Here is a 26687-nt window from a genome sequence, read left to right as displayed (position 1 = left end):
CTCCTGGCTCCATGTTTCATGGAGCCTTTTTTCATTTGCTCGAAGCGTCGAGGCACAACTCAGTATAGCCAGTCTGAGGGTCGTATTCTCGACTGAAATTAAGCTCATGGTATTGGAGAACAATCAGCTCAGCAGTGGTATCAATCAGGCAACCTTCCATTAGGTGTCCACCAACAACTGAGCCATCTGCACGTGAGACGGAAAGATGAACGTGTTGGTGGTCTGGTGTCAGTGTACCCATAACGGAAACAATCTCTAGCGGCTCATTAAGTTGCAGTGTCTCAGTCGCGCCGGCTAAGCGCAGTTTGAGATGAGTAAAGCAGCCGACGCAAGAGGCGATGCTTCCAGCGCGAATTTGGTGCTGAGTGACCAGTCGTTGAAGGGCAAGTTTTAAGTCGTCACCTTTGGTGAGACGCACAGCAATCGGTGTGATCAACATGAGTCCTTATTAGTTGGTAGAGTAGCGTTTGACCGCTTTCGCCTTAGGTTTATCTTCGCTCTCAGGAGTCTCGCTGTGTTCCGCTAAAGGGGACCATTTTAGTGCGCCATTTGTCTCGAAATCGTTAGCTGCCGAGCAGATCATGTAATGTTCACCAACCTGAAGGATAGCGCCGTCAGAATAGGCTTGATCCTGATAGTAACAAACGCGTTTTCCAATCTCGCTGGCATTCACTGCGACGATGGGTTTTGCTGTGGTACTAATCGTATTAGCTTGTGTTGAAAATGGCATTACAACGAGTAGCAGCGGTAGGTACGACTTCATAGACTCTCTCCCAAATCAGGACCATATTTACGTTCGTAACGAGGTAGCATACTTTCGTTTCCAAGTAAGCCGCCTTGGTGGACATAGATGATGGTTTTATCTTGATTCTCTTTATACCATGATTGTAGACACTGCCACATCATAGGGTCGTAGAGGAGATCGAATTCGATAGCGGTATCTTCGAGAAGCTGCTTCCAAATTAGATAATCTTGTCGATAGAGTTTGCCAAAATGGTGCTTGTGGTCGAGTTCCAGAATGTGTGGGAAGTCGCTCTCACCAAGTTGTTCAAATTGTTTGATTAAATACTCTTTCCCACCTACACAAGGGCAGGTGATAACTGGTATGGAATGCGGCTTAAGGAACTTGTGCAAGTATAGTGCGGTTGTCCCAGTCCCCGCTGGTAAAGCTACAACAAACTGATTGTGAGGTTCAAAGCGAGTCCAAGAGAGTATCTCTCGTGCCAATTGTTCAATACCTGAACGAGCCAGAGTCGAGCGTCCCCCTTCTGGTATCACAAGGCAACTGCTATCCGGTTGCCGCATTTGCTCAATAAAGTCTTTGGGATGAAGGTGATATTCGGAGGTGGCAATCACCTTAGCCCCGAGCTCTAGAGCACCACGATAGTTACCCGTCGGCCTATCGATTAACCACTGCGGTAAATGGTCAACGTAAAATTCTAACGTCCAGCCTTTGATTGACGCTAAGGCCGCCAGAGAGTAGAGCGAGTTTGCTTGTGCGCTACCATAGCTGATCAAGGTTCGAGTTGAAGGGTAATCTTGCTCCAATACGGCCATAAATTTTCGCGCTTTATTACCACTGAAATGAGTGTGGAGTTGATCATCACGCTTAAGGAAAAAAGGAATGTCATCAAATTGATGTTGAGTAATAGGCGTATTGGCGAGTTTCATCGATGGAAGTAGTGAACCAAAAGGGCGACCATATTAACGGATCACTATTGTGCTGTACCAATCTAGATCAAAATTTTATGGGGCGGGTCATCAAGAGTATCGGGGTTAGTGATGTCCCAAGTGGTGGTTGAAAACGCACTAAATAAAAAAAGCCCAGAGCAAAGGCGCTCTGGGCGGATACAATTAAACATAGGAGTTAATAAGAAAAAGCAGCGTAAATTAGTAGTTTCAGTAAGAAAACAAGTTTGACGGCCTGTAAACTTATCGGGTTGTTTAACCCTCGAACACTCTGCTAACTACACCTATTCAGACCGAGCAAATTCAAAACAGTTCCCAATTTTTTTAATTTTATTTTATTCCCGTCATTTCAGCCTGTTACCACCGTCTTTTGAGTGCTGGTCAGACCAATGCTAAAAAGTGTGATGTTAATAACTTGTTGCTTTTGTGTTTCGGCTGTATATTTCAAACAGTTGTTTAATACGAGTGATTGAAATGCCAGCGAGAAACTCAACCAAAGAGAAAATCCTTGATGTAGCGGAAGCCTTGTTTGCAGAACACGGTTTTAAAGATACCTCTTTACGAACAATCACCAGTAAAGCTGGCGTTAACTTAGCCTCGGTGAACTATCACTTTGGCGATAAGAAAACTTTGGTACGAGCGGTATTGAATCGTTATTTAGAGGCGTTTATGCCAGCGGTTCAAGATGCTCTCATCAACCTTAACCTTAATGACAGCTATGAGATGGCTGACGTGTTTGAGTCTTTACGCTCTCCATTACGTAACTTAAATGACGTAAGACCGAATGGAACCAGTCGCTTTATGTTGTTAATTGGTCGTGGTTACACTGATGTTCAGGGACACTTGCGTTGGTTTATCACCACTCGTTATCAAGACACATTGTCTTTATTTACCGAATCGGTAATGAAGGCGAATCCAAAACTAACTCAGGAAGAGTTGTTCTGGCGTTTGCACTTTACCTTAGGTACTTGCGTATTCACCATGGCTTCAAGTCAAGCCTTACTGGAAATCGCAGAAAATGATTACGGTAAAGCGATGGATGCAAAATCTGTCGTTGACCAACTGATTCCATATTTAGCAGCAGGCGTCGCTGCGGAATAAACTGATTAAACAAATAACAAAAATATTGGACCACCCTACAGTGAACAAAAGGATCTGATTATGAGCTCTCTAAGACAAAAATGGGTAAGTGACCCAGCTTTCAAAATGTTTAAAAAAGTGCTGCCTCCGTTGTCTAGCACTGAGAAAGAAGCAATGGAAGCGGGTAGCGTATGGTGGGACGGAGAGCTGTTCTCTGGTCGACCAGACTTTAATAAGTTGCATCAGTACCCGAAACCTACGCTGACGTCAGAAGAGCAGTCGTTCATGAACAATGAGCTCGAAACGCTGTTGGCGATGCTCGACGATCATAAAATTGTGAAAGAAGATCGCGACCTACCAGCAGAAGTGTGGGAATACCTACGCAAAGAGCGTTTCTTCTCTCTGATCATCTCTAAAGAGTACGGTGGTCGCCAGTTTTCGTCTTTAGCGAACTCAACTATCGTATCTCGCATCGCGACACGCAGTATCAGTGCGGCCGTATCCGTTATGGTGCCGAACTCGTTAGGTCCTGGTGAACTTCTTTCTCACTACGGTACTCAAGAGCAGAAAGATTACTGGCTACCGCGTCTAGCTGACGGTACAGATATTCCTTGTTTTGCGTTGACTGGTCCAGAAGCGGGTTCAGATGCTGGTGGTATTCCTGATGACGGTATTGTCTGTTACGGCAAACATGAAGGCAAAGAAGTTCTAGGTATTCGCCTGAACTGGAACAAGCGTTACATCACGCTAGCGCCGGTTGCGACAGTGCTTGGTCTTGCGTTCAAAATGTACGATCCAGACGGTTTAATGGGAGACAAAAAAGAGCTGGGTATTACGTGTGCTCTTATCCCTGCAAACCACAAAGGTGTTGAGATCGGCGAGCGTCATGATCCACTCGGTCTCGCATTTATGAATGGCCCAACGCGCGGCAAAGATGTCTTTATTCCGATGGAGTGGCTAATTGGTGGTCAAGATTATGCGGGTAAAGGCTGGCGTATGTTGGTTGAGTGTTTGTCTGCAGGCCGTGGTATTTCACTGCCAGCGCTAGGCACGGCAATGGGACACCTAACTGCTCGCACCACGGGTGCTTATGCGTACGTTCGTAAGCAGTTCGGTATGTCGATTGGTAAGTTTGAAGGTGTGGCAGAAGCGTTAGGCCGTATCGGTGGTTTAACTTACCTTCTTGAAGCAAGCCGAACACTGACGACAACGTCGCTTGATTTGAAAGAGAAGCCGGGAATCGTTACCGCGATTGCTAAATACCACATGACAGAAATTGCGCGTAAGATCCTAGATGACTCGATGGATATCCATTCAGGTCGTGCGATTCAAGATGGCCCAATGAACTATTTGGCAGCGCCATACCTCGGTATCCCAGTCGCGATTACGGTAGAAGGTGCTAACATTCTGACTCGTAACTTAATGATCTTTGGTCAAGGTGCGACACGTTGTCACCCTTACGTACTCAAAGAGATGGAAGCGGCGGCTAACCCAGATGAGAAGCAAGGCGCGAAAGAGTTCGACGATCTGCTATTCAAGCATATTGGTCATGCGATGAAGAACACCTTTGGCGCGTTTGGTGCGGCACTGACTGGTTCACGCTTTATTAAAGCCAGCATGAGTGGTCCGACTCAAAAGTACTACAAAGAGATGACGCGTTTAAGCCGTGCGTTGGCAGTGAGTGCTGATATCGCGATGGCAACCTTAGGCGGTGATTTGAAGCGCAAAGAGATGATTTCTGCTCGCTTGGGTGATGTTTTAGCCTACTTGTACTTAGCATCAGCAGCACTCAAGAAATACGAAGATGAAGGTCGTCAGCAACAAGACCTAGATTATGTTCACTATGCTGTGCAGCACTGTCTGTACCATGCTGCTCAGTCTCTACAGGAAGCGTTTACTAACTACCCTCAAAAGGCCGTTGGTCGCTTGCTGAAAGGCTTAGTCTTCCCGTTGGGCAACCACTACCAGAAACCAAGCGACAACCTAACGGTTCGATTGGCTGAAAGTTTAATGACTCCTGGCGCTCATCGTGACCGATTGACTCACCTTTGCTACATAGGCAAAGATGAAAACGACAGCGTGGGTCTGATGGAGAATGCATTCCTCGCGATGTACGGTGTGAAGGGGCTGGAGCGTAAACTGATGCGCGCAGCGAAAGAGGGTAAAGTGGCTCGTAAAGGCTTACTGAAAGACCGTCTGGCACAAGCGCTTGAAGCTGATGTGTTAACTCAGGAAGAAGTTGATCAAATTCTGGCAGCAGACCAATTGCGTTACAAAGCGATTCAAGTTGATCACTTTAGCCATGATTTCAGCGAAGTTCGCACTCATGGTGAGACAAAAAAGTCAAAAGCAAAGCTTGATAGTGCAGCGTGATCTAGACGATTTCGTCTACTCTAGATAAAAACTTGCTCATTTTTAAAGGCACCTCCAGTAGGTGCCTTTATTTTGTGCACAATTTAAGAATCCTGACTGAAAGTGCTCCAACCACTTGCATTTTACCGACATTTTTACAGAAATTAGATGCGAACTGCGGGTGAAACTTTTATCCTAGCGGGGTTTTGTTAAGGAAGTTGAATATGATCATCAAACCTAGAATTCGCGGATTTATCTGTACTACTACGCACCCAATGGGCTGTGAAGCTAACGTAAAAGAACAAATTGCTTACACTAAAGCACAAGGCCCAATCAAAGATGCACCTAAACGTGTACTTGTTGTTGGTGCTTCAAGTGGCTACGGCCTATCTTCTCGTATCGCTGCGGCATTTGGTGGCGGTGCTTCTACTATTGGTGTTTTCTTCGAGAAAGAAGGTTCGGAGAAGAAGCCTGGCACAGCGGGTTTTTACAACTCAGTTGCTTTTGAAAAGTTTGCGCGTGAAGAAGGTCTTTATGCAAAAAGCTTAAATGGTGATGCTTTCTCAAACGAAGCTAAGCAGAAAACGATCGATCTGATTAAAGAAGACTTAGGTCAGATTGATATGGTGGTTTACTCACTGGCTTCTCCAGTGCGTAAGATGCCAGAAACGGGTGAAGTGATCCGTTCATCTCTAAAACCTATCGGTGATACGTACACATCTACTGCGGTAGATACAAACAAAGACGTGATCATTGAAGCGAGCGTAGAGCCTGCAACTGAGCAAGAGATCAAAGACACTGTTACGGTTATGGGCGGTGAAGATTGGGAATTGTGGATCAATGCTCTTTCTGAAGCGGGTGTTCTAGCAGACGGTTGTAAGACAGTGGCGTACAGCTACATCGGTACTGAATTGACTTGGCCGATCTACTGGGATGGTGCACTAGGTAAAGCAAAAATGGACCTAGACCGCGCTGCTGCAGCTCTTAACGAGAAACTTGCAGCTCAAGGCGGAACTGCAAACGTAGCGGTTCTTAAGTCTGTCGTCACTCAAGCAAGTTCTGCAATTCCGGTAATGCCTCTTTACATCGCGATGGTGTTTAAGAAAATGCGTGAAGAGGGCGTGCATGAAGGTTGTATGGAACAGATCTTCCGCATGTTCAGCCAGCGTCTTTACAAAGAAGATGGTTCAGCACCTGAGGTAGATGACAAGAACCGTCTGCGTCTGGATGACTGGGAACTACGTGATGACATCCAACAGCATTGTCGTGACCTATGGCCACAAATCACATCAGAGAATCTAAAAGAGCTTACTGACTACGTTGAGTACAAAGAAGAGTTCTTGAAACTGTTTGGTTTCGGTGTTGAAGGTGTTGATTACGACGCGGATGTGAATCCAGCGGTAGAAGCAGACTTCATCGAGATTTAATCTGAAGTTAATTGTTTGTAATGTAAAATAAAGGGTTGGACTCAGTGCCAACCCTTTAATTTTTCTTGCTACTTAAACGTCGACCAAATCGGCGCGTGATCAGAAGGTTTATCAATCCCGCGTAGTTCATAGTCAATGTCTGACTCGATACATTTCTCTGCCAGTTTAGGCGTTGCTAGCACCACATCAATACGTAGGCCGCGGTTATCTGGGAAACCTTTTGAACGGTAATCAAACCACGAGAAGCGGTCGTCTGCGTCGGGGTGGATCTGACGGAAGGTGTCAACAAAGCCCCAATCAAGTAATGTCTTAAGCCATTGGCGCTCTTCGGGTTGGAATGAACACTTACCCGTTTGTAGCCAACGTTTACGGTTAGGCTCGCCAATACCAATATCGGCATCAATTGGACTGATGTTGATATCGCCCATCACGACAAGCTGCTCTTCATTGTTATGGTGGTCATTGAGATAAGTCATGAGATCAGCGTAAAACTGGCGTTTGTATGGAAACTTGGTCTCATGGTTAATATTGTCACCCTGAGGGAAATAACCGTTGAGAATGGTAACTGGCTGCCCATTATCGTCTTCAATCGTGACCATGATCATGCGTTTTTGATTATCGTCACTGTCTGTCGGAAAGCCTTTCTGAACGGATAAAGGTTCTTTTTTGCATAACATTGCAACGCCATAGTGCGCCTTTTGACCATGGAAGTAGACTTTGTAACCCATGGCTTCAACATCTTCTAATGGAAATGCTTCATCGTGAACTTTAATCTCTTGGAGACCAATGACATCCGGCTGATGTTTGTCGATAACTGCTTGGAGTTGATGCAGGCGGGCACGAAGTCCGTTGATGTTGAAGGAAATGACTTTCATTTAATTGAATTCCTCTTGGTATTCCTTACTATGCCTTGCTTTATAAGAGGTTGGTCAAATGTGCAAAGCGTATAAATATTGATGGATACTGACTTTTACTGGCGAATGTCGCCACTTTGTCGCCACTAAATGGCGAGGTTTGCAATAGGGTTTAGAGTCACAACCGACGCTAGATGATGCGGTGAAAAGTGCGCATATGTCATCGTTTGTTCAATTTTTGTATGTCCTAAAGCTTCTTTCAGATCCAAGATGTTACCACCTCTTCGTATAAACTCTGTAGCGAACGTATGCCTTAGTACATGAGTCGCTTGTCCACTGGGTAATTCGGGCAAAGCTTTAGTTAGCCATTTGTGCGCTGTGCCGTAACCAACCGTGAAAAGCCTCCCGCTTGATGTAGGGTTGAGCTCTTTGTAAAGGTCTTCTGATATTGGCAATGTTCGGTTTCGTTTGCCTTTGGTGTTTACAAACGTAATTTTTTTATCAAAAACGTGTTCACCTTTAAGTTGCACCGCTTCGTTAATCCTTGCGCCAGTGGCCAAACAAATTTTATAAATCAGCCTAAGCTCTTTATGTGCCCAGCTACCCTTGATGACCGCAAACAGTTTCACTATTTGGGATTCTCTTAGAAAGGTAAGATCCGTTTCGGGAAGCTTAAGCATATCGACTTGAGAGAGTGGGTTAGGGAGTGCCCATTCATTTAGCTTGATTAACTTATTGAACATCGATTTGAACGTGGCCAGATCTCGATTATTAGAAGAGGGGGCAATGGACTTTCCACTCCGCCCACGACCTTGGTTCTCTCTGTTTGCTCGATAGTAGGCAAATTCTTTTGAGGTGAGGTGAGAGGCGATTGGGTTACCCAGAGAATCACAGATTAAACCCAAACGGTGCTTAGAATGTAAACCAGACTTAAGGTGTTGCCCGTGCAATTGGTACCACAGTTCGATTAAGTCGCTTAACCTGCGGTGGTCAGGTCTCTCTCCTAGCCATGGCTTATCGTCTACTTCTCTCATCAAGTAGAGTTCATAAGCGCTAGCTTCACCTTTAGTCGCAAAACGTTTACGGACGCGCTTACCGCTGCGTCCGTTTGGGTAACACTCACATAACCAAGGCATTTTGCTGCCATCTTTTAAGTTCCGAATGCTCATTGAAAATCTATCGCTTCAATCCAGATAGAGTTATTTTCATTTTTGAACACAACTGAATGACTTTTGCCACTTTTCTTAGATCTTGTTGTCTTTGAAGAGATTCAAAGTCATCGCTAGTTGCAGTTTCGTAGAGGTCATTGATAAACTGCGTAATTTCATTTTCAATCTCTACTTTTGAAGATGCTGGGGATAGAGAAATTCGAAACGGAACCTGTTTCACTAAGCGGTTTTTGTAATGTTCCAGCATTGCAATATCGTGGTTTATCCTGATTTCTTGGAGGTTGTTTTTAACTTTATGCCGTTTATTGTAAGGGTGTAGCCAATACTCTGTAATAATGCGTTCGAGTGAGACAATCATCGTTTCTATCTCGACAATAGCTGAAACTAGTCGTTTTTCTCTGTTTACGATTTTCCAATAGACTAAGTTGAAGATAAATGCAGCAATAACAGAGGAAAGTGCCCCTACAAGTGCAAGGATATATGAGCCGTCTGGAAGTGAACCAATGTTGTCACTGATGTTACTCAGTTGGGACGTAAGAACTTCAATCCATTGAGATTGACTGTAGTTGCTAATCTCCATTGCTGAGCAACTGTCCACCTCTATTGTAGGAGGTAGACAATGGGGGAGCTCTACTTCAACTATTGATATTCTAGGTTCTAACGGTGTCATTAAACCAACTTATATTTACGATCTGGTTTAAACGACTCCAAATGTAAGACATTCGATGGTAAATGACACTCGCTAACTTCTTTAGGCGATGATTTAGGTGATTGTTCATAAATTTCGTATTCGTATATAGATTTGTCTATGAACGAACGAACGCGTTTTGCGTAGAATCCAAATATCGGATTGGAATACGCGAGGAAAAACCTGGTTTGTAAATCAACGGCACGGATGTATCCATATTTCACTAGTCCGGCGAAGCTTTCAGTCAAAAAAGATGAACCGTAGCCCTCCACATCATCATCTAGGATAAAGACGATTGGAGTATTAGTATAATGTGTTACGAGTAAAGGCTTTAAGACTCTTTCTCGAAACACTTCGGCGCTACGTTCATGAGTGTCCGTGAAGTAACGACTCGCAGGCTCATCATTAAATTGTTTGCCAATATTATACATTTTCATTTATTACCCTTTATAAAGTAATGCGCCATACAATGAGAGTTCCCTGCATTTGTAAAGAAAGAGCTGAGGTGGTTTTTTTCTCTTTTTGGTTTTCTATAGTAAGTCGGTAAAAGCCATGACTACTATAAATGCTTAACTCACCATTCCCTGTTTGCCGGATGAACTCCAGTAAATCAGGTAACCCATTTCCTCGGTCAGGCTCCCCAGTACTTGTCCTACCGACTTCTATTGAAGCCTCTAATAGAGCTCTCTCTAGTTGTCTCTTGTCTTTAGTTACGATTTTTGAGACATAATACTGCACTTTTTCTTTTAGTTTAGATGTTTCAAGAGTGTTTGGGATCCCAACACCTTGGTCGAAAAACGCTACTTTGAGTTCTTTAGATTTCAGGTCGTAAGACCCAGTTAAGTACCAGCATTTTTCTCTAGGTCTATGCTCACAGTTTTCTGGGTAAGCATGATGACCAACGTTTGTCATAGCCTCTTCTAACCCACTGTGAAGAAAAGTCCACGTGTCGATATCGCTTCCAATTAGTTCATGAAGACTACTCTTTAATGTTTTCGTAACTCCTTTAGGGGTACAGCTTTCTTTTTGATATTTAACTAGTCTTTTGTCAGAAGCGTGTTGGTTCACCGCTGGCTTTTTGTCAGGTTTGTTTTCAAAGAGATCAAAAAAACCAAGGTCATGAAACTGACTGTAAACAGCATCATTCCATTTTTTAATTGAAGGGCGTAGTTTGTTTCTGATGCTATCTTCCCAGTTTGATATCTCTGCTGTTAAAGCTAGAGCCGCTTCTGTTGAAATACTCCTAAGAGAGTCGAAGTTAACACTAGCTAAATTATATGCACCTCTAGGTAGTACTTTACCACCGTTTTTGTTTATCAACGATACAAGCTTGCCTATTGCATTGATATGTAAAACCGTTGAGTAGTAGTTCTGCTCAAAGTCCATGACCTCGGGAAGATAAATAATAACACCGTTTTTCCTATTGTTTTGGTGTTGGAGTCTTAAACCACCACTATTTGTGGCTTTGTCTATGAATGCATTGACAGGTTTGTACTCAGTTTTGGTAATTTTATGAGCAGGGCTCCCATTGTAGGGCTTTCTGGACTTTTTAGGTTGAGTTCGATGTTTAAAACTCCTATCAATATCGCGAAGTCGCTGTCTACTAGTTACTATTTTCACCAATTAAGCCTATATATTGTGGTTGTTATGATGTTTATTGGTTTGACCTAAATATCACTTCAAGCCTCTAACTCACCATCAAACGTGTGGTAAGTTAAAGTGATCTCGCCAAAATCTTTGTTCTTCTTTAGTTAGATTACTGGTTCTAATAAATTCTACCCAGTTCACAGAGTCTTCTAGGTGCTGTGCTAATGTAGCTTTTAAGCCTGAGGTTTCTGCTAATTGTTCAAACATTGCAAGTTCCTTTGCTCTACTGTCTAGATGTTTGTTCCTCTCTATCTGCTTTGTTACTAACGCTTTCTGAAGCACCATTAATGTTTTTAGCCAGCGAGATCGCATCTTGCATATTTTTTAAAAAATCAGGAACGTTGCTAACATCTGATTTTCCATCATGAAAAGTGAAGAAGTTTCTCGCAAGCTCTCTTTTAAGCTCCGAACGTTCTTGGACGGATAGCTCTGCTAGATAAGCGCCTATGCTTGATAGTTGGGTTCCACGTTGTCTGTATAGGTTTTCTTTAGTTCGGTGGCTTGCTGACTCTTTAAGCAGATAAACGAATGGGGCTGTTAATAACGTAATGGTCAAAAAGCGAACTAAAAACCATTGCGTTGATAACTGCTGATCCGTTGTGGTGACTTCACCGAAAAAGCCTAGATAGCTGTTAAACAGATACAGTGAGAACGCTATGACCGCCATTAGTCCCCAAACACCATATCTACGCAACTTATCTGCGGCTTCCTTTTCTTCATCTGCTTGATTTCGGTTAGCATTCGATTGGTGTGCGTTGCTGATATCTCCGAGAATTTGTTCAATTTCGTTTTTCTTGCTCTCAAAGTGCGCGATTTCACTTTCGATTCTCGAGTTTATACTCGTGACCTGAGCATCAACTTGTTTGTGAAATGTATTAGCTGCATCCCGAGAGGAACTCTGAATATCTGAAATGCTGGTTCTGGTTTGTTTAGATATTTCGTCAAAGTGTATATTCTTTTGGGCCGAGAAGTGCTTGTCAAAGTTCTCAATTAACTCTCTAGATACATCATTCAACCTCTCAAGTTCAACAGAGCTTGTCTTGCTAAGTTCTTCTATCCTTTGATCCAGACTGCGAGCCTTAATATCAATTCGATTGAAAATTTCTTTTTCATGTTCTGAAAGTAAAACTTTTGCGTCACTTAGAGCTTGTTTTGCTTCAGTTTGCAGTTGCTTAGTAAGAACGTCTTCTTGCTGGGTTAACTCATGTAAAATACTCAGATTTAAGTAAGAATGGCACTCATCAAGTAAATCTATACAATGTGAAATTAGTGACATTAGAGCATCAACTTTATCAACAGCCTCTTTCAATAGTAGCCGTTCTGTGTCACTTATAGCTGTGTCGTTCTGTTGATTGCTACTGCAGAATTTACGTGTTTTTATAGCGAGTTTTTCGTGGTTGTATAGAGTCCTAATACTTCTGTCGACCATCTTCAGCAAATCTATTGATGGCCTAGACTCAAGCTCATGGTTGAATTCATAGAGCGTGTTTGGGAACGAAAAGGTAGGCACAGCCTGTATGTTTTCGTCAGCCATCCTATATGCAGTTAGCACAGCTGTGTCATTAGCGAAAAGAAGAAACTCAGGGAGCTTTTCTTGAACTTTTTCTAAGACAGTTAATGCAGCTCGACGGTACTTGTTAGTAGTATCTTCAGCCATGCTTCAACTCCACCGCTACACGCCCTACAACTTTAATATCGTCTTCTGCGACTTCTACAGTTGTATCATCAAACACTACCGCAAGCTTTTTACCTGGTAAGCGTTGAATTCGGTTGAGTGAATACATTCCATCTATATCAATCAAATATTTTCCAGAAACAGGGTTTATTGATCCTTGGTCAACAAGGTAAATCGCCTCGTTCGTTTCAACTTCAATCAATTGAGCTGGATTGAGTTTAAAACTGTTTATTCTGCGAATGGCGTATGGCACTTCACCAGTGTTAAGCAATTTCCCTTCAGACAAAGTGAAACTCTCTAGAATAACCGTGCCTCTTTGAGGGTGAGTTAGATGTGCTGGTGTATGGGTACTGAAATAGGGGCGAGTAGTGCCATGTTTGTCTTTAACAGCTTGCTGTTCTTCTAGCGTCAAAGCAATTTCTTCAATAGGCACGCCAAGGGTCAAATGAAGTCGAACCATGAGTTCGTGTGAAGTTCTGTCGAATTTACTCCATGTGCTGAATGTTGACTTGGGTATGTCGAGAACATCTGATAGTTCCTGGTGTGAACGACAGTCTAATAGTTCTTTTAACTTGTCGACAAAAGGTGTGCCAGTTAGATAAGGCAATGCTGGAATTTGATTTTTTGGTTTCATATAGACGTAAAAGCCCTATCGGATCACAAAAAAAGCGAGATTGAGTTATTTTGAACTTGCTTTGCGTTCATTTGCGATCAATAATCTTTTTGCGGTCGGGTCAGTGCGAATGATGCCGACCGCAACGAAATGTTCATTGATTCAACCACGCAGGATATCACTATGTTGTCATATAGCCCAGTAGTACCCGTACCATTTGTGACCTTTGAAGAATACTCGCGTGCAACAGGCATCCCATTGCGCACCATTCAAGACTATGTCCGTAAGGGCCGGATAATCATAAAGAAAAAGGATCTGGGCAAAGAGAAGCCACTGATCAACTTGGTGGCAATGACTGAGCTAGCGACTCGAGAAGCCGTTGAGTTGTTGGGGTGAGTCATGAGCCTTTCCTCTCTAATTCCTACTAAAGACTATTGCCCGTTATGGCTGAACGTATTCGGCTGGGCGTGCGTCTTTTTTCCGCTGTTTGTTCAATAAGGATTGTTAAACATGGACGGAAATATCGCTATGTGCAGTTTACGTGAAGCCAAACAAAACGCGTTTGATGATGCCTGTTGTGCATTTGCAACCAGACACAACATGGCAAAAGTCGCTCGCGATATGGAAATGAGCGAAACCATGCTGCGCAATAAACTGAATCCGGCGCAGCCGCACAAGCTGTATGCGAACGAACTTGCGTGGCTTTGCTATCACTCAGGTGATTACTCCATTCATAACACTCTGTTCGGTGACTTAGGCACAGTGACCATCGCTTTGCCAAAAGACAACGAGCAAAAGAGCTTTATTGAACGAACTCTATTAAACAATTCGCTTTCTGGTGAGCTGTCTGGCGATGCAATGCAAATGTGTAATGCAGACCGCTTACCCCGAACCCGAAAAAACAAAACCCTTGCCAAAGCCCACGCGGCGTTAGGCAACTTGGTTTTGATGATTTCCGACTTAGAAAACCGCACCACAGGTATGACGCCACTGCTAAGCATGGGCGTCGACTTTATGGCCAGTGGCGTACCTGGCATCGCCTAAGGAGTCACAGTATGAGTCAGTTGGCAGAACAAACTGTTATCAATCAAATACCCAGTGCGCAAGAGAGCATTGCAAATGCCAAAGCACTATTTAACGGGCAAGCAATCCGCTGCAAGTTAGAGAAAACCTTCAACGAACTTCCAGATAAAACCCGAGGCTTGGTGCTTATCGCAGGGGGCCTACCAGCTAAAGATTATCAACGATCGTTCAATTCGTTCGATGACATAGAGCTTCAGAAAATTCGTATGGGCCTTAGCTATGTTAAGCAGATGGTCGTCGATTTAGACAATGCTCTGGGTGATGTTCGTCGACTCAAGCATTACCAGTTCAGCAGTACCCATTAAACCTAGCCAACCTTTGCCCCCGCGGTATTCCTAGCGAATGGGGGCTTTTTTTTCGTCTTAGCGTAGGAGCCCAAAAAGATGAAGAGCACCGTAGCAAAAGTCGCGATCAAACGCGCGATTCTTTCGACCATCAACAGCTTGTATGCATTAGCCATGGATAGTGCTGACGTTATCAGTATTCGAATTGAGTACTCATCCAAAATGAAACTAATGAACATTGTTGTTTTCTCTGACCACACCACACACAAGGCATACAACCTAGTGCTTCTGGATAACGATAAAGCACTCGAAGATTTGTTGGCCGTGGAAGACCAAATTATCGAAAGCGTTGCGCAGCTTCGCGACGAGCAAGAAGCGGAGGAAATAGTATGAGCAATGTTTACCAAGAACTATTCAACCAGTCTGTTGAACAGATTGCAGCCCGCTTTGAAAAAGGCAGCATAGCGCAGCAAGAAGAAATCGTGATCCAGCTTGATGCTATTGCTCAAAAGCTGACTCCTGTTCAAACCCATCGTCCGCTAAAAGACGTTCTCGCTGACATCAAACGGGCAATGCAAGGTGATCGTGCAAGCGTGTTCTTTGCTCATACCTATGTGAGCTGGTACCGCTCTCATCAAAACGAGAACGCCAAGCCTCAGCTCCACCATTGGTCACAGCTAGATATGAAAAATCGCAGCCTGTTTATTGAAATGCTGGCCTTGCGTGATCTTGGTCGTTGGGACGATGAAGCATTGTTTCAATTCGAACAGTACTGCTTGTCAGTCATTGATAAGTAAGGACTCTTTATGCAATACGCAGCAATAGCCCTTTGCCCAGATGGCGGAGTTATCCGCCATGAAGACACACAAGAAGTCGCCAACGTCCTGATTGGTGACTTTGAATCAATGACCGATGCCGTCAACCAAGCCTGCCGTACTTTAGACTGTTCGGTGATGCATCCAGTAGAGAAGGGCATTATAAGCAAGGGCCGCGGCAAAGGCGGGTACATGTTGGTGACAACTCAAGAGTTGGAGGCGGCATGAGTGAACCATTAATTACCTTGGATGATTTGATTGAAAGCTTTGAGCAGGAATGCAGCCGCGAATTTGGAAACCTGAATTTGGTAAAAGAGTTTATGACAGAAGTGGGCAATAGCTGGAAACTAAATAATTGGGGTTATTTTGCATGTTTAAAAGCCACCGTGTTATCCGATGGCTCTTTAAATGATGCTATCAGAATATATCGTCTTCATCGTCATCAAGCGGCTCAGGCTCGAAACCGTAGATTGCAGCGTATGGAGAAGTTATCGGCAAGCCTTCCTGAAGGTTAACCAGTCCCCAATCTTCTAATTCTTCGTTCAGGTTTTCCAAGGCTTCCTGACCGAAGACTGTGATAGAGCGGTACTGGCTTTGGGCTTTATCAGATATCAACGCAACTTTTAGTTCTGGTAGGTGCTCATTTGACTCATAGCTATCAACGAAAGAAACAATTGAATCGTCAAAGTCTAGTTTAAGTTCCGGTTTAAACAATTTTGTTTTCATAAAGCAACTCAATAGTTAAAAGTGATTCTGAGATTAACACATTGAAATCATTAATCGAACCAACTGAGATTGAACTGTGCAGTTTTGATAAGTACGGTTTCACTCAAGAACAAAACCGGGCAGCTTCTCTAGCGTGTCAACGTTGGGGAAGCTTGCACGTATATCCACAAAGGCCAAATCAGATTGACGACATTGTGTTGTCTAATCGAAGCAACGCAGAAAAGCCAGAGCCAGAAGACCTCAGCGTACTAGAACGCAAACTATTTGAAGCGAACCCAGACGACTTTGAATGGGCGAAATCAAAAATAGAAAAGCTACCAGACTACTTAACTAAGTACTTTGTTAATCGCTATATCTCTGCTTATAAAAAGAAGGGCCGTAAAGAGGCGAATACCTTCCTGCGTGAGCGACTTGGCCCTGCAGCTGATCGCGCCATTATGGTATTGCGCAAATACAAAAAGTTACCGACAACCCAAAAGGTTGCTTTGCTCAGTGAAGATAATGAAAGCACTGACCAAAGCGACTTAGCTAACAACAACCAAGCGTACTTTGACTTTGAACAAGCAGAAGCAAACCGCAAGCCAGTCAAAAATCGATTGTTGGCAGAGCTTGAGCAATCAGAACTCCGCGACATGGCTTTCAATATCTCTAATATTGTTGACCGCTTTAGATTGATAGAAGCGAGTAAGTATCATGCAAAAACAGCGCTAGGTACTGAAATGGCGGCTGTGTTCACCTATGAGCAAGTAGCTGAATTTGTAGCTAGCTCTTTTGGAGTGAAGCCACCTAGAAAGTACAAAGATCAATCTGAGCTATCAGCACTACAAGACATTTCAAAGATGATTAGCGAGAAGTGGTGGTGTAATCGCTTAAAGAAGATTCGCAAAATCATGCGTGAGCACCTAGCGATTGCAATGGGGCAAGTCTCTTCAAAAGCGTCTCCTTATGCTTCATGGGATTGTGTACGCGAGCACAAAGAGCAGCAGACCCAAAACTGGGAGTTCATTAAGCAGTGTGAATTGTTCGATGAAGCAACCGAAGAAGTGGCTGATCTGGCTCCAATGGTACTAAAAAGCGTATCTAACCCTGCCATTCGTCGCCACGAACTTATGACACGTTGCCGAGGTTGTGAAGACATTGGTAACGAACTTGGTTTGCAAGGGCTATTCCTTACGCTAACTACCCCATCCAAGTATCATAACTCATACAAGAAAGGCGGCTTTATTGGTCACTGGAATGGTGCAAGTCCACGTGATGCCCAAACATACTTAAACAATGTCTGGCAAAGAATCCGCGCTAAGTTAGGACGAAAAGACATCCGTTGGTTTGGTGTTCGTGTGGCTGAACCTCATCACGATGGCACACCACACTGGCATTTGTTGATTTGGGTTAAGCCTGAACACAAAGAGTTAGTTACAGAGATCTTTGTTGATTACGCAACTAGAGAAGACAAAGACGAGCTATTTGATAAACAAGGCAAGTTTGATCACTCGCCTCGTTGTGATGTGGGGGAGATTGACCCAGAGCTAGGCACCGCGACGGGCTATATCGCTAAGTACATTTCCAAGAACATTGATGGATATGCCATGGATGATGAAGTGTCAGACGAAACGGGCGAGTCAGTTAAAGATATGGCTAAGAATGTAAGTGCTTGGAAGAGCCGTTGGAACATTCGCCAGTTTCAGTTCTTTGGTGGTGCGCCCGTTACCACTTACCGCGAGCTACGCCGTTTTGCGAGCCAAAACAAAAAAGCCTTTATGGAATACCTCTTCATGCAAGAGCGTGTCGACCTACTCACTATTTACTCAATGCTGCAACGTGATCTTGTAGGACCAATCAAACCTAGCAAGCTGATCACCAATGAAGAGTTAATGAAAGTCATTGGTGACAGCTACCAGTCACGCATGAAGACCGAAGACGCAAACATCACAGACACTTTAAAAGCTGCTGACCATGGTAACTGGCAAGGTTACATCATGGGGCAGGGTGGCCCATTCGTTAAGCGTGATGATTTGCTGATCGTGAACTCTTATCAGGTTCTACCTTTCGCCTCGCCACATGGCGAAGACGTTCGCAAGATTGAAGGTTTCACCACACCCGAAGAAACCGTCAAAACACGCACCAAAGTTTGGACAATCATCAAAAAGTCAAAAGTTAACGAAGATGCTGAAGCGGGGGCTCTTGCTCTTTCTGGAGCCTCTGGCTCCTCTCGGAGTTCTGTCAATAACTGTACGGAGCCTCATCAAGTACAGGTCTGCGATCAGCTAACCCGCTTATTCGAACCAAGCAATAAAGAGGTGGATTCACCACCCAATATTGATGATGCAGCGCTAGCTGCTCTGCTAAAAGGCAGCTCAATTCGAATTGATGATGAAAGAATTATCCAAATTCGCCCAGCGGAGGTAGACGAACGCGGCAACACAAGACCAGCGCAGCTAGTCGAAGTCAGCCGTAAGCCTAAAGACAACCTAAGTTGGATGGATTTTGAAGGTTGGGACCAGGTATTAGCCAAACCAGAACAAGAAGAGTATCAACAACCCGACCTGTCGATTTTTCCAGATCGGGTCGATTGGCCGTTGGTGTGAATTTGGAAATTTATGTGGGTGTTAGATTTGCAAATTTTTGGTTTAACTTGCAATAGGTGGTTCAGAATCACACTGATCTAAATCATTCAGGATATCATCTTCATTTTCTGCTGCGATATCTAAAAAACTGTCTACGTCTTCTGAAGTGTAGTTTTTGTGTGCATCGAAGTTTTCAGGATTATTGGCATTTTCAGCAGTTAGAAATTCGATGATTACAAAGATGTAAGTATTATCAGGTGTAATGAAGCCTGAATAAACAATGCTTTCGTTGCTAGTACAATACCATTGCTTCGTATGCGGTTTCCAAACAGCTTTGGTATCAACGTGAACTTTGGTTAATCGATATCTATGAATGTCGGTTATTAGAGACTCAGGTCTTTCAAACTCTGTGTCTCGTCCAAAAGATGGGTGATCTGATGGGTAATTCATTTGGTCGCCCACTGAAGGCGTGATGAAGTTCTTTGGGTTTTGAGCTAAGCTCAATCGCTTGTAGGTTTCAAATTCGTCTCTAAGAATGGTTTGCTGCTGATTTAATGGTAGTAAGTCTCTATCAACGACAACCTTGAGCTTCATTTGAACCTGTATCCCTTTTTCTGCGAGGTGATCTCTCACGGCGTGCGCGAGATTGCTCTAATGTGTTGAAAGCCAGCATACGTTCAGCATCCGTAAAGACGATACGTCTTGGCGACTTACTTGCAGATTTCATTTGGCATTTCCTTGCAGCATTGGCTGCGTTATGTGTGGATAGGTACGCAGTGCGTACTTTCACTAACAATTGTTAACCAAATAGGTTAATCAGTCAATCCTATAAGTACAATATGTACTGTAAAGACTCGTAAATACCCGCAACAACCCGCAGTATTCAGAATTGGCTATGTCACTACTACCAATATAGCCATTGGAAATGGTTCTCAAGTATTGCGCCTTGTGTAATGCAAAAGCGGCCTATTTTTGATGACGTGATCCGATTCGCGAATCCAATCCTTGCAAAAAACACCTGCTTACCACTGTATTAATATACAGTAACATTTCATCGAAGTTGGTAAGGGTATTGATATGTCTGAAGAAAAACAAAGGGACAACGTACTGGCTGCGCTAGAGCTTATTGTCGATGGTGCGGCCTCTAGTGAGGCAACAGCGCTATCAAAACAAGCGGCAGCCTATTTAGCAGGGTTGGTATTGGCTGATCAGAAAGGGTTGATAGATGCAGAAAAAACAAAAGCCATCTTGAGTATTGTCGAGATGGCTTCTGAATCGGATTCTCCGAGTTTTAAGTGCTAGATCTATAGCATTGAAAGTTGTTGTTGTAGCTCGGCGCGTTGTTCTGGTGCTAGGGCTTTCGCCATATTAAACGCAAGTTGAGAAGTGGTTTTAGCACTTGGGCTAAGGGTGTGGCTGTAAGACAAGTTCATAACAAAGGAATGACCACACTCAGGGTCGCTACACGAGCAATACAAATCGGCGTATTTAGTACTCATCCTATTCGATTTTTGAATGCGACTTTTCTCGCCACATTCGGGGCAAAATACTCTCATAACATTGACCTAGCTGGCTGTGACTGACTTCGATATAGTATATGTTTAATATGTTTTTTTATACAGCGTTGTAGGTTTCGATAGATGATAGAAACAGTTATGAATATAGGTGTTGCTGAGTGGGCATCAATCTTAGCAATTGGTATTGGGCTGGCGCAGGTTTATAGAGTTTCTAGTAACTTTTTCAGTAAATTGCGTATGAATAGGATTAATAGCCACAAACTAGCACTTGAGAGCGGATTATTTACTTCATTCGAAAAAAGAGCAGTAGAAGAGTCATATGCGCAGGAGAGCTTTAGGCTTGTATTTGGTTTGTTAGCTCATCGAAAAATGAGGACTGCTCTATGTCAGTTCATCGAACAATCTAATGGTGCTGTAAACACTTTCCACATAAAAAAAGTTTACCCGGAAATTACTCTTGTGGACGACAGGTTACGCATTAGATGTTCAGTTGGTTTGTTATTGAGTACAGCATATGCAGTATTTGCGGCTGTTTCTTTGGGGGTTCTTGGTTCACTGTTGGTTTCCCATGCTTATCTTGACCACATTGAAGAAGGTAAGCAACTGAGCGCGTTTACTGTTGGAGTTCTTTTTATCTTTGTTTCAGCCTCGTTTGGAGTAGACGTAAATAAATATTCGATAGTGAAAAAGTTGCAAAAGGAACTGGCTAGACAGCAGTCACAATAGCAAAATGCTAGCTATTAGCTATAGAAGCCCTCTCTTGAGGGCTTTGTAAACATCTAGATCTCTAAAACCATCAAATCAAACTTCATGTGTAATTGCTTAGGCACTTCTGGGTCGCTATTCACCGCTCGCTCAAACACCTTACACACCGGAACAACCTCATACTTATCGTACATCTGGCTCACTTTGATTGGGTCGGGCATGTTCGCGCCAATTTGCGGCATCATCCCACCCATCCCCGCAGGAAAGCGGTGCCCGGTGAAAATATCTTGGGTAGAAATGTTCTTCACCCGCTCAAAATCGTCTTTAGTGGCGATGTCACCAACTGGAATGATCTGAACCCCTTTCTCTTTGCCGTTCGGAATATTGATATACATCGAGCGGAAGTTACCTGGGCCTTTTGCGCCTTGAAGGGCTTCTTGCAAACGTTGATCGTCTTCATCACTCAGGTTTGGGTCACTGGTGTAAAAAATGTAGCCCATATGGGCGCCGTTCTTGTAGTAAGCGCGTCTGAACAAGGTGGCATCTTTATTGAGCAGTGCACTTTGCAAACTGCCCAAGTAATCCGGTAAACCATAGATTTGTTGTTGCGGGTCATACTGGCCTGCAAAAATCACATCTTTAGCCTTATAGACCTTCTTCTTGTCATCCCTAAGCAGTTGCACAAAATCACCGTTCTTACGTTTACGTATGTGCATCATGGGCAAGGGAGTTAAGCCAATCACCTTTTTAAAGTGGTTTCTTAGCTTTAAAAAGCCAAAGTGACCAAACCCAAAGTAGTCCCAACTGGCGCGATTAAGCTCATCAGGCGACATACCGCCACCTTGAATAAATCGTCCACTCACATAGTTAGAACGTGCCTTTAGCAAAGAGCCATGGTGACCATTAGCGTTGGCAATATCCGCTAGTCCCTTTAGTGAAACAGGCGGTTCCCAGTAATCATCCATATCGTTGTAGAACAACTCACAGTAGTTGGTCATCCAAGAGTTAGAATCAACGGGCTGCGCGTTATCAAACGAAAAACAAGAAATGTTCTTCTCGCTTGAAGGGCTAGATTGTTCTGTGATCATTTGTTCTTTCATGCTGCATTGGCCATTACATATTTAGATTTAATCGGGGAGGAGTGATCGAGAGGTTCATTAATCACCGCGTGAGAAATAGCCCAAAACGCATCGGCGTGACCAACCAGCTCACTGCGGTCGGCCTTAAAAGTCATATTGTTGCCTGAATTGGTCGCTACGCGCTTAATCGCCATAAACGCCATCGCCATATCTTTGTGCTCTTCATCGAACTGAAGACGGTTCGCATCAATCACATCTATCATCTTCATCACAAGGCGATTCTTGTTCTCGTTCGAGTAGTGAATCGCGATCGCTTCACGCGGGTGCTGTTTGCTGAGTAGGTCATAAACCCCTGCACCAATACCCGTCACATCAATGCCGAGATAGGTCACGTTGTAGCGCTTAAATACTTCACCAATTTGTTTTGCCTGATACTGAAAGTTGAGCCCTTTCCAATAATGCTTCTCGAGCACACGAAACTTTTCACCAGGCAGAGCTGGCGGGGATACCACAACCAAACAGGCATTGTCTCGGGTTCGTGATGGGTCATAGCCTAACCAGACCTCACGTGCACCAAATGGGCGATTGGCTTTCGGGTCAAAGTCTTGCCACTGCTTGCTATCGACCATGCAGCGCATGACTTTGTTAAACTCGAATATAGAGGCTGCACCATCCACGAAAATACACATAAACAAGTTCTTAAACTCGTTGTCGCTGTACTCGTCGCGTAGTTCGTTTATATCAACAAGGTCGAACCCGAGCGCAACCGTATCTTCCATCGTAATGACATAGCGCCACTGTTTATCGGGGCAAAGTCGACCGCCATCGCGGTACTCATCAAAGGTAGGGAACTCGATGTTCTTGCGCGTTTCTTTGCCTTGGCGCCATTCATCACCCGTCCAAAACGGGTAGGCAGGGTGGGTTTTACTCGATGGCGTAGAAAAGTAAGTTCGTCGCCACTTCTTATGGGTTGCAATCGCAGACGAGACCTTCTTAACCTCGGCAAACTGACCAATCCAAAAATACTCATCGGTATAGAGGTGGCCTGAGTAGGATTGAGCGGTTTTGCCGTTGGTCGAGAGAAAGCGTAGGTGTGCCCCGTTTGATAGCACAATCGGGTTGCCGGTTAAGTCGATATCCCAAAACTCTTTGGCAATACGAATTATGTATGTACGAAATACTTCAGCCTGAGCGCGAGAGGCGGAAAGGAAGAGTTGATCGTCGCCAGTTAAAATCGCGTTTTCTAGCGCTTCACCAGAAAAGTAGTAAGTGGCGCCAATCTGGCGAGATTTAAGAATATTCCGAATACGTTGGTGAAGGTTTTCACGCATCACCTTCTGGAAGGCATAGAGCGAGTTGTGCCAATCGGTAAAGCTATCTTCAGTCAGTTCGCTGATGTCGTTTTTAACTTTGCGCCCGCGCTTCTTACTTTTTTGATTCCCATTACTAGATTTACCGCTATGGGTAGGTTGTCGCTCCGAGCTGGCTTGCGCGGCTCTCTCCATCTTAGCTTTGGCATCGGCATTCGCTTTGAGCAATTTCACATGATGCTCAATCAACTTATCCATCTCTTTAAGCTGCTGATCGGATTTTTCTGGTAAATCAATCAGCACTGCCAAACGGCGATTCACCATTTGTTCGACAGAGAGTTCATCAAGTAACAACGCCCAGCCGAATTTCTCCGCCCAGGTATAAACGATACGGTCGCTATTTAGCTCTAATTGCGCCGCGATTTGTTTAGGAGGAACGCCGCGAATATATAGCTGCTTCGCGTCTTCCTTTATCTGTTTTGAATAAGCCATAAGCGCATCATACGCCTGCTTAACATGCTCATTCACAAGCAAAAATTCGGACGAGTTCGGATATGGCGCGTATCCGAATTGTTCAGAATTTAAGTGGCTGAAACGCCCCATTCAAAGGCGTATTGTTAGCTCAAATCGAGTGGTTATTAACGAATTTGAGTACGAGAAATGCCAAAAGCAAGTGACTGGAAAATCATCGCAACTGAAGGGCCAACTGTAGACGGGCGCAAAATCACTCGTGAGTGGATTGAGCAAATGGCTGCAAGTTACTCAACAGATGAATACACCGCACTGATTTGGCCAGAGCACCGTCGCTTTTATGGTTACGGTGAAAACTGGGGAAAAGTCTTAGAGCTTAAAGCTGAAGAGAAAGACGGCAAAATGCGCCTATTCGCCAAGCTTGAGCCAAACGAATACATGCTTGTAGCCAACCGTAAAAAGCAAAAGCTGTTTACCTCGATTGAACCAAACCCTGATTACAAAGGTGAAGGGCGTTGTTATCTGATGGGCCTAGCTGCGACTGACTCTCCTGCATCCACAGGCACATCGCTCCTTCAGTTCTCGCGTAAACAGGGTGAAACCACCGAACTTGAATGCAGCGCATTAGAAGAAATCGACTTCTCATCCTGCTTTACCAAAAAAGACCGCTTCTTTGCGGCATTCAATGAATTTTTCTCTTCTGGCGATGAAGAGCCAGAAACGCCTAACGATCCCCAGAACGAGGATGAAGAAATGACCAAAGAGCAATTCGCTCAATTGATGGGAAAGCTTGAAGGTATTGAAACCAAACAGGCCGACCTTGAAAAACAGCAAAACGAGTTTAGTAAGCAACTAAACCCTGAGCCTGAAGCCGAAGTTAAACCAGAAGAGATCGAGAAAGGTGTTAGCGCCGAGCAGTTCTCTCAACTGAACGAAAAGTTAGACGGCATCATCACCCAACAAGCAGAGCTTGATAAGCAGTTCAAAGCTCTGTCTGAAGAAACCCCAGACCAGCGTCCAGACCCTTCTGGTCATGATGGTCAATCAATGGAGGTTGTTTAAATGCTGAATGCAACTTCAACCAAATACCTAGAAATGTACTGTCAGCAACTTGCCAAAGATAACGAAGTCGCTGATGTTTCGAAGCAATTTAATATTGCTCCACCGATGGAAACTAAATTGCGCCAAGGCATCCTGCAATCCGTTGGATTCTTGGGAATGCTCGCAGCAATGCCTGTTGACCAAATCAAAGGTCAGGTGGTTGATGTGGGTAACAGCGGATTAATCACGGGTCGCAAAACCAATGACCGCTTTTATGCAGAGCTTGGTCAAGGCGGTCATACCTACGAGCTTACCGAAACAGACTCAGGTGTGTTCATTACATGGGAAATGATGACCCAGTGGGCTAACTCAGGCAGTAAGAATGAGTGGGCGAAGCTAATGAATAATGCCATTACTCGCAACCTTGGCCTCGATACGCTGCGTATTGGCTTTCATGGTACTCACATTGCGACTGGTGATACCAATCCGACAACGTATCCATTGGGTCAAGATGTAAATAAAGGCTGGCTCACCATCGTCAAAGAGAAGGCTCCGGCACAAGTATTGGCCACAGCTACGCTAGACCCAACAGGTCAAGCGGCAGGTTCATACAAAAACCTTGATTCGTTAGCAAATGATCTAGAGAACACAGTGATTCATGAAGTGTTTCAAGGTGATGATGAGCTAGTGATCTTAGTTGGTCGTGATCTTGTCGCCGCAGAGCAGCACCGTTTGCTCGAATCGGCTGATAAGCCAACAGAACACAAAGCAGCCCAAAGCCTGGCGAAAACCATCAATGGTCGCAAGGTCTATACACCACCGTTTTTCCCACCAAAATCGATGTGGATTACGACGCTGAAAAACCTGCAAGTGCTCACGCAAAAAGGCACTCAATGGCGTAAGTCGCGCAATGAAGAAGACCGTAAGCGTTTTGAAACGTCTTATCTACGTATGGAAGGCTATGGTGTAGGCCGTTTTGAGAAATTCGCCGCGATAGAACAGGTCGATATTGTAGACCCTAATCCAGCACCATAAGGACTAGCCCATGGTAAGCCCACTCAAGAAACAACGTGACGCGATTTTACTGCGCGTCAAACGAAACGATGCCACAGCAAGCGGAACGGCTTCAACTGAGGCCGGAAGTTATGCGCTTTTGGCATCAAAAGATAGCCTACACATCAAACTGGTTGAGTTCGAGCAGGACAAACTCGTACTGAAAGAGTTTGCTTCAATCGATAAAAAGGTTGAGCACAAACGCAACGTGCTTATCCCCAAGTACAAACCAATGGTCGAAGCTTACTTAGAAGCAGGTGAAGCGTATCAAAACCCTATCTTCACTGATTTGATTGTGTGGTTGTTTGATGCAGAAGACCTCGATACGGCAATCAGTTGGTGTATCCAAGCAATTGAGCAAGGCTTACCAACACCAGAAAACTTGAAGTGCAACTGGCCGACCTTCGCTGTTCGTAGCGTACTTGAGTGGTCTGAAGCACAAGCTAGAAACGGCAACTCATTTGAGCCGTACTACGGCCGAATCAATGAGCAGCTACTGGAAGACGAATGGGATGTCCCAAATCAGCTACATGCTCAATGGCTCAAATTCGCTGCTTATGCATTGCTGACAGATGACGATAGAAAAGTAAAACCAAGCAGCATTGGCAACGTCGAACATCTTGAGCGCGCTTTGGCACTGATGGAACAAGCTGAAGACAAGCACAACAAGATTGGTGTTGCTACCAAAGTTAAAGAAGTGAAATCGCGACTCAAAGCGATTCAAGAGGGCACTAACCTCTAAAGCTCCTACGCCGCCGCGCCTCGGCTGGCGAGGTAACAATAACCCTTATGGTTCATTGTCATACCGTCGACCCAGTGGCTAGAGGCGCACCTATTTTGAACAA

General features: G+C 44.2%; 32 protein-coding genes. 15 read left to right on the top strand and 17 right to left on the bottom strand.

The features are described 5' to 3' along the window. Positions 1-31 precede the first annotated feature (31 nt). The 3 genes from ACQEXP_RS02195 to ACQEXP_RS02185 are packed head-to-tail and all read right to left on the bottom strand — an operon-like array spanning position 32 to position 1671. Positions 32-439 (bottom strand): PPC domain-containing DNA-binding protein, encoded by a 408-nt coding sequence (locus ACQEXP_RS02195; RefSeq protein ID WP_426967882.1) that lies wholly within the window; start codon positions 437-439, stop codon positions 32-34. 9 nt (positions 440-448) lie between these two features. Beyond that, positions 449-763 carry a DUF1496 domain-containing protein gene (locus tag ACQEXP_RS02190; protein ID WP_426967880.1) on the bottom strand — a complete coding sequence of 105 codons (315 nt, stop codon included), beginning with the start codon at positions 761-763 and terminating at the stop codon, positions 449-451. Next, complete coding sequence (locus ACQEXP_RS02185) at positions 760-1671, bottom strand: 1-aminocyclopropane-1-carboxylate deaminase/D-cysteine desulfhydrase (RefSeq protein ID WP_426967878.1); 912 nt, start codon at positions 1669-1671, stop codon at positions 760-762. Before ACQEXP_RS02185 ends, ACQEXP_RS02190 begins: the two co-directional genes overlap by 4 nt. Positions 1672-2163: 492 nt before the next feature. Here ACQEXP_RS02185 and ACQEXP_RS02180 point away from each other — a divergent pair, with 492 nt between their 5' ends. The 3 genes from ACQEXP_RS02180 to fabV all read left to right on the top strand — a co-directional run bounded on the left by ACQEXP_RS02180 (position 2164) and on the right by fabV (position 6548). Then, on the top strand, positions 2164-2790 hold the full coding sequence (locus ACQEXP_RS02180; protein ID WP_171052106.1) for a TetR/AcrR family transcriptional regulator: 627 nt from the start codon (positions 2164-2166) through the stop codon (positions 2788-2790). A gap of 60 nt (positions 2791-2850) precedes the next feature. Then, positions 2851-5142 (top strand): acyl-CoA dehydrogenase, encoded by a 2292-nt coding sequence (locus tag ACQEXP_RS02175; protein WP_269377253.1) that lies wholly within the window; start codon positions 2851-2853, stop codon positions 5140-5142. A gap of 203 nt (positions 5143-5345) precedes the next feature. Next, on the top strand, positions 5346-6548 hold the full coding sequence (fabV, locus tag ACQEXP_RS02170; protein WP_269377254.1) for an enoyl-ACP reductase FabV: 1203 nt from the start codon (positions 5346-5348) through the stop codon (positions 6546-6548). Positions 6549-6616: 68 nt separating this feature from the next. Here the strand turns inward: fabV and xthA are convergent, their stop codons facing one another. From xthA to ACQEXP_RS02130, 8 genes are all read right to left on the bottom strand, one after another. Then, the gene (xthA, locus tag ACQEXP_RS02165) at positions 6617-7423 is read right to left on the bottom strand and encodes an exodeoxyribonuclease III (RefSeq protein WP_426967875.1); all 807 of its coding nucleotides are present in this window, start codon (positions 7421-7423) and stop codon (positions 6617-6619) included. Positions 7424-7548: 125 nt separating this feature from the next. Beyond that, positions 7549-8571: a phage integrase gene (locus tag ACQEXP_RS02160; protein WP_426967873.1), complete on the bottom strand. Its 1023-nt coding sequence runs from the start codon at positions 8569-8571 to the stop codon at positions 7549-7551. A gap of 7 nt (positions 8572-8578) precedes the next feature. After that, on the bottom strand, positions 8579-9151 hold the full coding sequence (locus ACQEXP_RS02155) for a hypothetical protein (protein WP_426967872.1): 573 nt from the start codon (positions 9149-9151) through the stop codon (positions 8579-8581). 89 nt (positions 9152-9240) lie between these two features. Then, a complete protein-coding gene (locus tag ACQEXP_RS02150; RefSeq protein ID WP_426967870.1) occupies positions 9241-9696 on the bottom strand; it encodes an STAS-like domain-containing protein in 456 nt (151 codons plus the stop codon). 10 nt (positions 9697-9706) lie between these two features. Beyond that, positions 9707-10879: a hypothetical protein gene (locus ACQEXP_RS02145; protein ID WP_426967868.1), complete on the bottom strand. Its 1173-nt coding sequence runs from the start codon at positions 10877-10879 to the stop codon at positions 9707-9709. Positions 10880-10957: 78 nt separating this feature from the next. Continuing rightward, positions 10958-11113, bottom strand: a complete 156-nt coding sequence (locus ACQEXP_RS02140) for a hypothetical protein (RefSeq protein WP_426967867.1) — start codon at positions 11111-11113, stop codon at positions 10958-10960. 16 nt (positions 11114-11129) lie between these two features. Next, the gene (locus tag ACQEXP_RS02135; RefSeq protein ID WP_426967865.1) at positions 11130-12563 is read right to left on the bottom strand and encodes a hypothetical protein; all 1434 of its coding nucleotides are present in this window, start codon (positions 12561-12563) and stop codon (positions 11130-11132) included. Beyond that, positions 12556-13215: a phage repressor protein CI gene (locus ACQEXP_RS02130; protein ID WP_426967863.1), complete on the bottom strand. Its 660-nt coding sequence runs from the start codon at positions 13213-13215 to the stop codon at positions 12556-12558. Before ACQEXP_RS02130 ends, ACQEXP_RS02135 begins: the two co-directional genes overlap by 8 nt. 162 nt (positions 13216-13377) lie before the next feature. Between ACQEXP_RS02130 and ACQEXP_RS02125 the strand changes: the two genes are divergently transcribed. The 6 genes from ACQEXP_RS02125 (at position 13378) to ACQEXP_RS02100 (ending at position 15604) form a co-directional block, all read left to right on the top strand. After that, a complete protein-coding gene (locus ACQEXP_RS02125) occupies positions 13378-13590 on the top strand; it encodes a hypothetical protein (protein WP_239943015.1) in 213 nt (70 codons plus the stop codon). 114 nt (positions 13591-13704) lie between these two features. Further along, positions 13705-14238 carry a phage regulatory CII family protein gene (locus ACQEXP_RS02120; RefSeq protein ID WP_426967860.1) on the top strand — a complete coding sequence of 178 codons (534 nt, stop codon included), beginning with the start codon at positions 13705-13707 and terminating at the stop codon, positions 14236-14238. 11 nt (positions 14239-14249) lie between these two features. Next, entirely contained in the window at positions 14250-14582 is a 333-nt protein-coding gene (locus ACQEXP_RS02115) for a hypothetical protein (protein ID WP_426967859.1), read from the top strand. 78 nt (positions 14583-14660) lie between these two features. Further along, positions 14661-14954, top strand: a complete 294-nt coding sequence (locus ACQEXP_RS02110) for a hypothetical protein (RefSeq protein ID WP_426967857.1) — start codon at positions 14661-14663, stop codon at positions 14952-14954. Next, positions 14951-15358, top strand: coding sequence for a hypothetical protein (locus tag ACQEXP_RS02105; protein ID WP_426967856.1), 408 nt, complete (start codon positions 14951-14953; stop codon positions 15356-15358). The genes ACQEXP_RS02110 and ACQEXP_RS02105 overlap by 4 nt, the downstream gene beginning before the upstream one ends. Positions 15359-15367: 9 nt before the next feature. Next, positions 15368-15604, top strand: a complete 237-nt coding sequence (locus ACQEXP_RS02100) for a hypothetical protein (protein ID WP_426967854.1) — start codon at positions 15368-15370, stop codon at positions 15602-15604. A gap of 189 nt (positions 15605-15793) precedes the next feature. On the opposite strand, the gene ACQEXP_RS02095 is transcribed toward ACQEXP_RS02100, so the two are convergent. Further along, positions 15794-16102: a hypothetical protein gene (locus tag ACQEXP_RS02095; RefSeq protein WP_426967853.1), complete on the bottom strand. Its 309-nt coding sequence runs from the start codon at positions 16100-16102 to the stop codon at positions 15794-15796. Between the two features lie 41 nt (positions 16103-16143). Between ACQEXP_RS02095 and ACQEXP_RS02090 the strand changes: the two genes are divergently transcribed. Continuing rightward, entirely contained in the window at positions 16144-18687 is a 2544-nt protein-coding gene (locus ACQEXP_RS02090) for a replication endonuclease (RefSeq protein ID WP_426967851.1), read from the top strand. A 42-nt stretch (positions 18688-18729) separates the two neighbouring features. On the opposite strand, the gene ACQEXP_RS02085 is transcribed toward ACQEXP_RS02090, so the two are convergent. Both ACQEXP_RS02085 and ACQEXP_RS02080 read right to left on the bottom strand, forming a co-directional pair. Next, the gene (locus ACQEXP_RS02085; protein ID WP_426967850.1) at positions 18730-19260 is read right to left on the bottom strand and encodes a type II toxin-antitoxin system YafO family toxin; all 531 of its coding nucleotides are present in this window, start codon (positions 19258-19260) and stop codon (positions 18730-18732) included. Further along, positions 19238-19393: a hypothetical protein gene (locus ACQEXP_RS02080; protein WP_426967848.1), complete on the bottom strand. Its 156-nt coding sequence runs from the start codon at positions 19391-19393 to the stop codon at positions 19238-19240. The genes ACQEXP_RS02085 and ACQEXP_RS02080 overlap by 23 nt, the downstream gene beginning before the upstream one ends. A gap of 350 nt (positions 19394-19743) precedes the next feature. Here ACQEXP_RS02080 and ACQEXP_RS02075 point away from each other — a divergent pair, with 350 nt between their 5' ends. Next, positions 19744-19968: a hypothetical protein gene (locus tag ACQEXP_RS02075; protein WP_426967847.1), complete on the top strand. Its 225-nt coding sequence runs from the start codon at positions 19744-19746 to the stop codon at positions 19966-19968. Positions 19969-19970: 2 nt separating this feature from the next. Here the strand turns inward: ACQEXP_RS02075 and ACQEXP_RS02070 are convergent, their stop codons facing one another. Next, entirely contained in the window at positions 19971-20222 is a 252-nt protein-coding gene (locus tag ACQEXP_RS02070; protein ID WP_426967846.1) for an ogr/Delta-like zinc finger family protein, read from the bottom strand. Between the two features lie 84 nt (positions 20223-20306). On the opposite strand from ACQEXP_RS02070, the gene ACQEXP_RS02065 reads away from it, so the two are divergent. Further along, the gene (locus ACQEXP_RS02065) at positions 20307-20909 is read left to right on the top strand and encodes a hypothetical protein (protein ID WP_426967844.1); all 603 of its coding nucleotides are present in this window, start codon (positions 20307-20309) and stop codon (positions 20907-20909) included. Positions 20910-20962: 53 nt separating this feature from the next. On the opposite strand, the gene ACQEXP_RS02060 is transcribed toward ACQEXP_RS02065, so the two are convergent. Further along, positions 20963-21988 (bottom strand): phage portal protein, encoded by a 1026-nt coding sequence (locus ACQEXP_RS02060; protein ID WP_426967842.1) that lies wholly within the window; start codon positions 21986-21988, stop codon positions 20963-20965. Then, a complete protein-coding gene (locus ACQEXP_RS02055; protein WP_426967840.1) occupies positions 21985-23769 on the bottom strand; it encodes a terminase large subunit domain-containing protein in 1785 nt (594 codons plus the stop codon). Before ACQEXP_RS02055 ends, ACQEXP_RS02060 begins: the two co-directional genes overlap by 4 nt. A 168-nt stretch (positions 23770-23937) precedes the next feature. Here ACQEXP_RS02055 and ACQEXP_RS02050 point away from each other — a divergent pair, with 168 nt between their 5' ends. The 3 genes from ACQEXP_RS02050 to gpM are packed head-to-tail and all read left to right on the top strand — an operon-like array spanning position 23938 to position 26584. Next, a complete protein-coding gene (locus tag ACQEXP_RS02050; protein WP_426967838.1) occupies positions 23938-24810 on the top strand; it encodes a GPO family capsid scaffolding protein in 873 nt (290 codons plus the stop codon). Then, entirely contained in the window at positions 24811-25824 is a 1014-nt protein-coding gene (locus ACQEXP_RS02045; protein ID WP_426967836.1) for a phage major capsid protein, P2 family, read from the top strand. A 10-nt stretch (positions 25825-25834) separates the two neighbouring features. Further along, on the top strand, positions 25835-26584 hold the full coding sequence (gene gpM, locus ACQEXP_RS02040; protein WP_426967834.1) for a phage terminase small subunit: 750 nt from the start codon (positions 25835-25837) through the stop codon (positions 26582-26584). Positions 26585-26687 lie beyond the last annotated feature (103 nt).

Origin of the sequence: Vibrio sp. TRT 1302, assembly GCF_050113875.1 — a bacterium.
Classification (GTDB): Bacteria; Pseudomonadota; Gammaproteobacteria; order Enterobacterales; family Vibrionaceae; genus Vibrio.
The sequence above is the reverse complement of the archived record's forward strand: the minus strand, read 5'-3'. Positions and strand labels throughout refer to the sequence as shown.

Excerpts from the sequence above, each read along its gene's own strand:
- ACQEXP_RS02195 (WP_426967882.1), bottom strand. The coding sequence starts at position 439 with ATGTTGATCACACCGATTGCTGTGCGTCTCACCAAAGGTGACGACTTA.
- ACQEXP_RS02190 (WP_426967880.1), bottom strand. The coding sequence starts at position 763 with ATGAAGTCGTACCTACCGCTGCTACTCGTTGTAATGCCATTTTCAACA.
- ACQEXP_RS02185 (WP_426967878.1), bottom strand. The coding sequence starts at position 1,671 with ATGAAACTCGCCAATACGCCTATTACTCAACATCAATTTGATGACATT.
- ACQEXP_RS02180 (WP_171052106.1), top strand. The coding sequence starts at position 2,164 with ATGCCAGCGAGAAACTCAACCAAAGAGAAAATCCTTGATGTAGCGGAA.
- ACQEXP_RS02175 (WP_269377253.1), top strand. The coding sequence starts at position 2,851 with ATGAGCTCTCTAAGACAAAAATGGGTAAGTGACCCAGCTTTCAAAATG.
- fabV (WP_269377254.1), top strand. The coding sequence starts at position 5,346 with ATGATCATCAAACCTAGAATTCGCGGATTTATCTGTACTACTACGCAC.
- xthA (WP_426967875.1), bottom strand. The coding sequence starts at position 7,423 with ATGAAAGTCATTTCCTTCAACATCAACGGACTTCGTGCCCGCCTGCAT.
- ACQEXP_RS02160 (WP_426967873.1), bottom strand. The coding sequence starts at position 8,571 with ATGAGCATTCGGAACTTAAAAGATGGCAGCAAAATGCCTTGGTTATGT.
- ACQEXP_RS02155 (WP_426967872.1), bottom strand. The coding sequence starts at position 9,151 with ATGGAGATTAGCAACTACAGTCAATCTCAATGGATTGAAGTTCTTACG.
- ACQEXP_RS02150 (WP_426967870.1), bottom strand. The coding sequence starts at position 9,696 with ATGAAAATGTATAATATTGGCAAACAATTTAATGATGAGCCTGCGAGT.
- ACQEXP_RS02140 (WP_426967867.1), bottom strand. The coding sequence starts at position 11,113 with ATGTTTGAACAATTAGCAGAAACCTCAGGCTTAAAAGCTACATTAGCA.
- ACQEXP_RS02135 (WP_426967865.1), bottom strand. The coding sequence starts at position 12,563 with ATGGCTGAAGATACTACTAACAAGTACCGTCGAGCTGCATTAACTGTC.
- ACQEXP_RS02130 (WP_426967863.1), bottom strand. The coding sequence starts at position 13,215 with ATGAAACCAAAAAATCAAATTCCAGCATTGCCTTATCTAACTGGCACA.
- ACQEXP_RS02125 (WP_239943015.1), top strand. The coding sequence starts at position 13,378 with ATGTTGTCATATAGCCCAGTAGTACCCGTACCATTTGTGACCTTTGAA.
- ACQEXP_RS02120 (WP_426967860.1), top strand. The coding sequence starts at position 13,705 with ATGGACGGAAATATCGCTATGTGCAGTTTACGTGAAGCCAAACAAAAC.
- ACQEXP_RS02115 (WP_426967859.1), top strand. The coding sequence starts at position 14,250 with ATGAGTCAGTTGGCAGAACAAACTGTTATCAATCAAATACCCAGTGCG.
- ACQEXP_RS02110 (WP_426967857.1), top strand. The coding sequence starts at position 14,661 with ATGAAGAGCACCGTAGCAAAAGTCGCGATCAAACGCGCGATTCTTTCG.
- ACQEXP_RS02105 (WP_426967856.1), top strand. The coding sequence starts at position 14,951 with ATGAGCAATGTTTACCAAGAACTATTCAACCAGTCTGTTGAACAGATT.
- ACQEXP_RS02100 (WP_426967854.1), top strand. The coding sequence starts at position 15,368 with ATGCAATACGCAGCAATAGCCCTTTGCCCAGATGGCGGAGTTATCCGC.
- ACQEXP_RS02095 (WP_426967853.1), bottom strand. The coding sequence starts at position 16,102 with ATGAAAACAAAATTGTTTAAACCGGAACTTAAACTAGACTTTGACGAT.
- ACQEXP_RS02085 (WP_426967850.1), bottom strand. The coding sequence starts at position 19,260 with ATGAAGCTCAAGGTTGTCGTTGATAGAGACTTACTACCATTAAATCAG.
- ACQEXP_RS02080 (WP_426967848.1), bottom strand. The coding sequence starts at position 19,393 with ATGAAATCTGCAAGTAAGTCGCCAAGACGTATCGTCTTTACGGATGCT.
- ACQEXP_RS02075 (WP_426967847.1), top strand. The coding sequence starts at position 19,744 with ATGTCTGAAGAAAAACAAAGGGACAACGTACTGGCTGCGCTAGAGCTT.
- ACQEXP_RS02070 (WP_426967846.1), bottom strand. The coding sequence starts at position 20,222 with ATGAGAGTATTTTGCCCCGAATGTGGCGAGAAAAGTCGCATTCAAAAA.
- ACQEXP_RS02065 (WP_426967844.1), top strand. The coding sequence starts at position 20,307 with ATGATAGAAACAGTTATGAATATAGGTGTTGCTGAGTGGGCATCAATC.
- ACQEXP_RS02060 (WP_426967842.1), bottom strand. The coding sequence starts at position 21,988 with ATGAAAGAACAAATGATCACAGAACAATCTAGCCCTTCAAGCGAGAAG.
- ACQEXP_RS02055 (WP_426967840.1), bottom strand. The coding sequence starts at position 23,769 with ATGGCTTATTCAAAACAGATAAAGGAAGACGCGAAGCAGCTATATATT.
- ACQEXP_RS02050 (WP_426967838.1), top strand. The coding sequence starts at position 23,938 with ATGCCAAAAGCAAGTGACTGGAAAATCATCGCAACTGAAGGGCCAACT.
- ACQEXP_RS02045 (WP_426967836.1), top strand. The coding sequence starts at position 24,811 with ATGCTGAATGCAACTTCAACCAAATACCTAGAAATGTACTGTCAGCAA.
- gpM (WP_426967834.1), top strand. The coding sequence starts at position 25,835 with ATGGTAAGCCCACTCAAGAAACAACGTGACGCGATTTTACTGCGCGTC.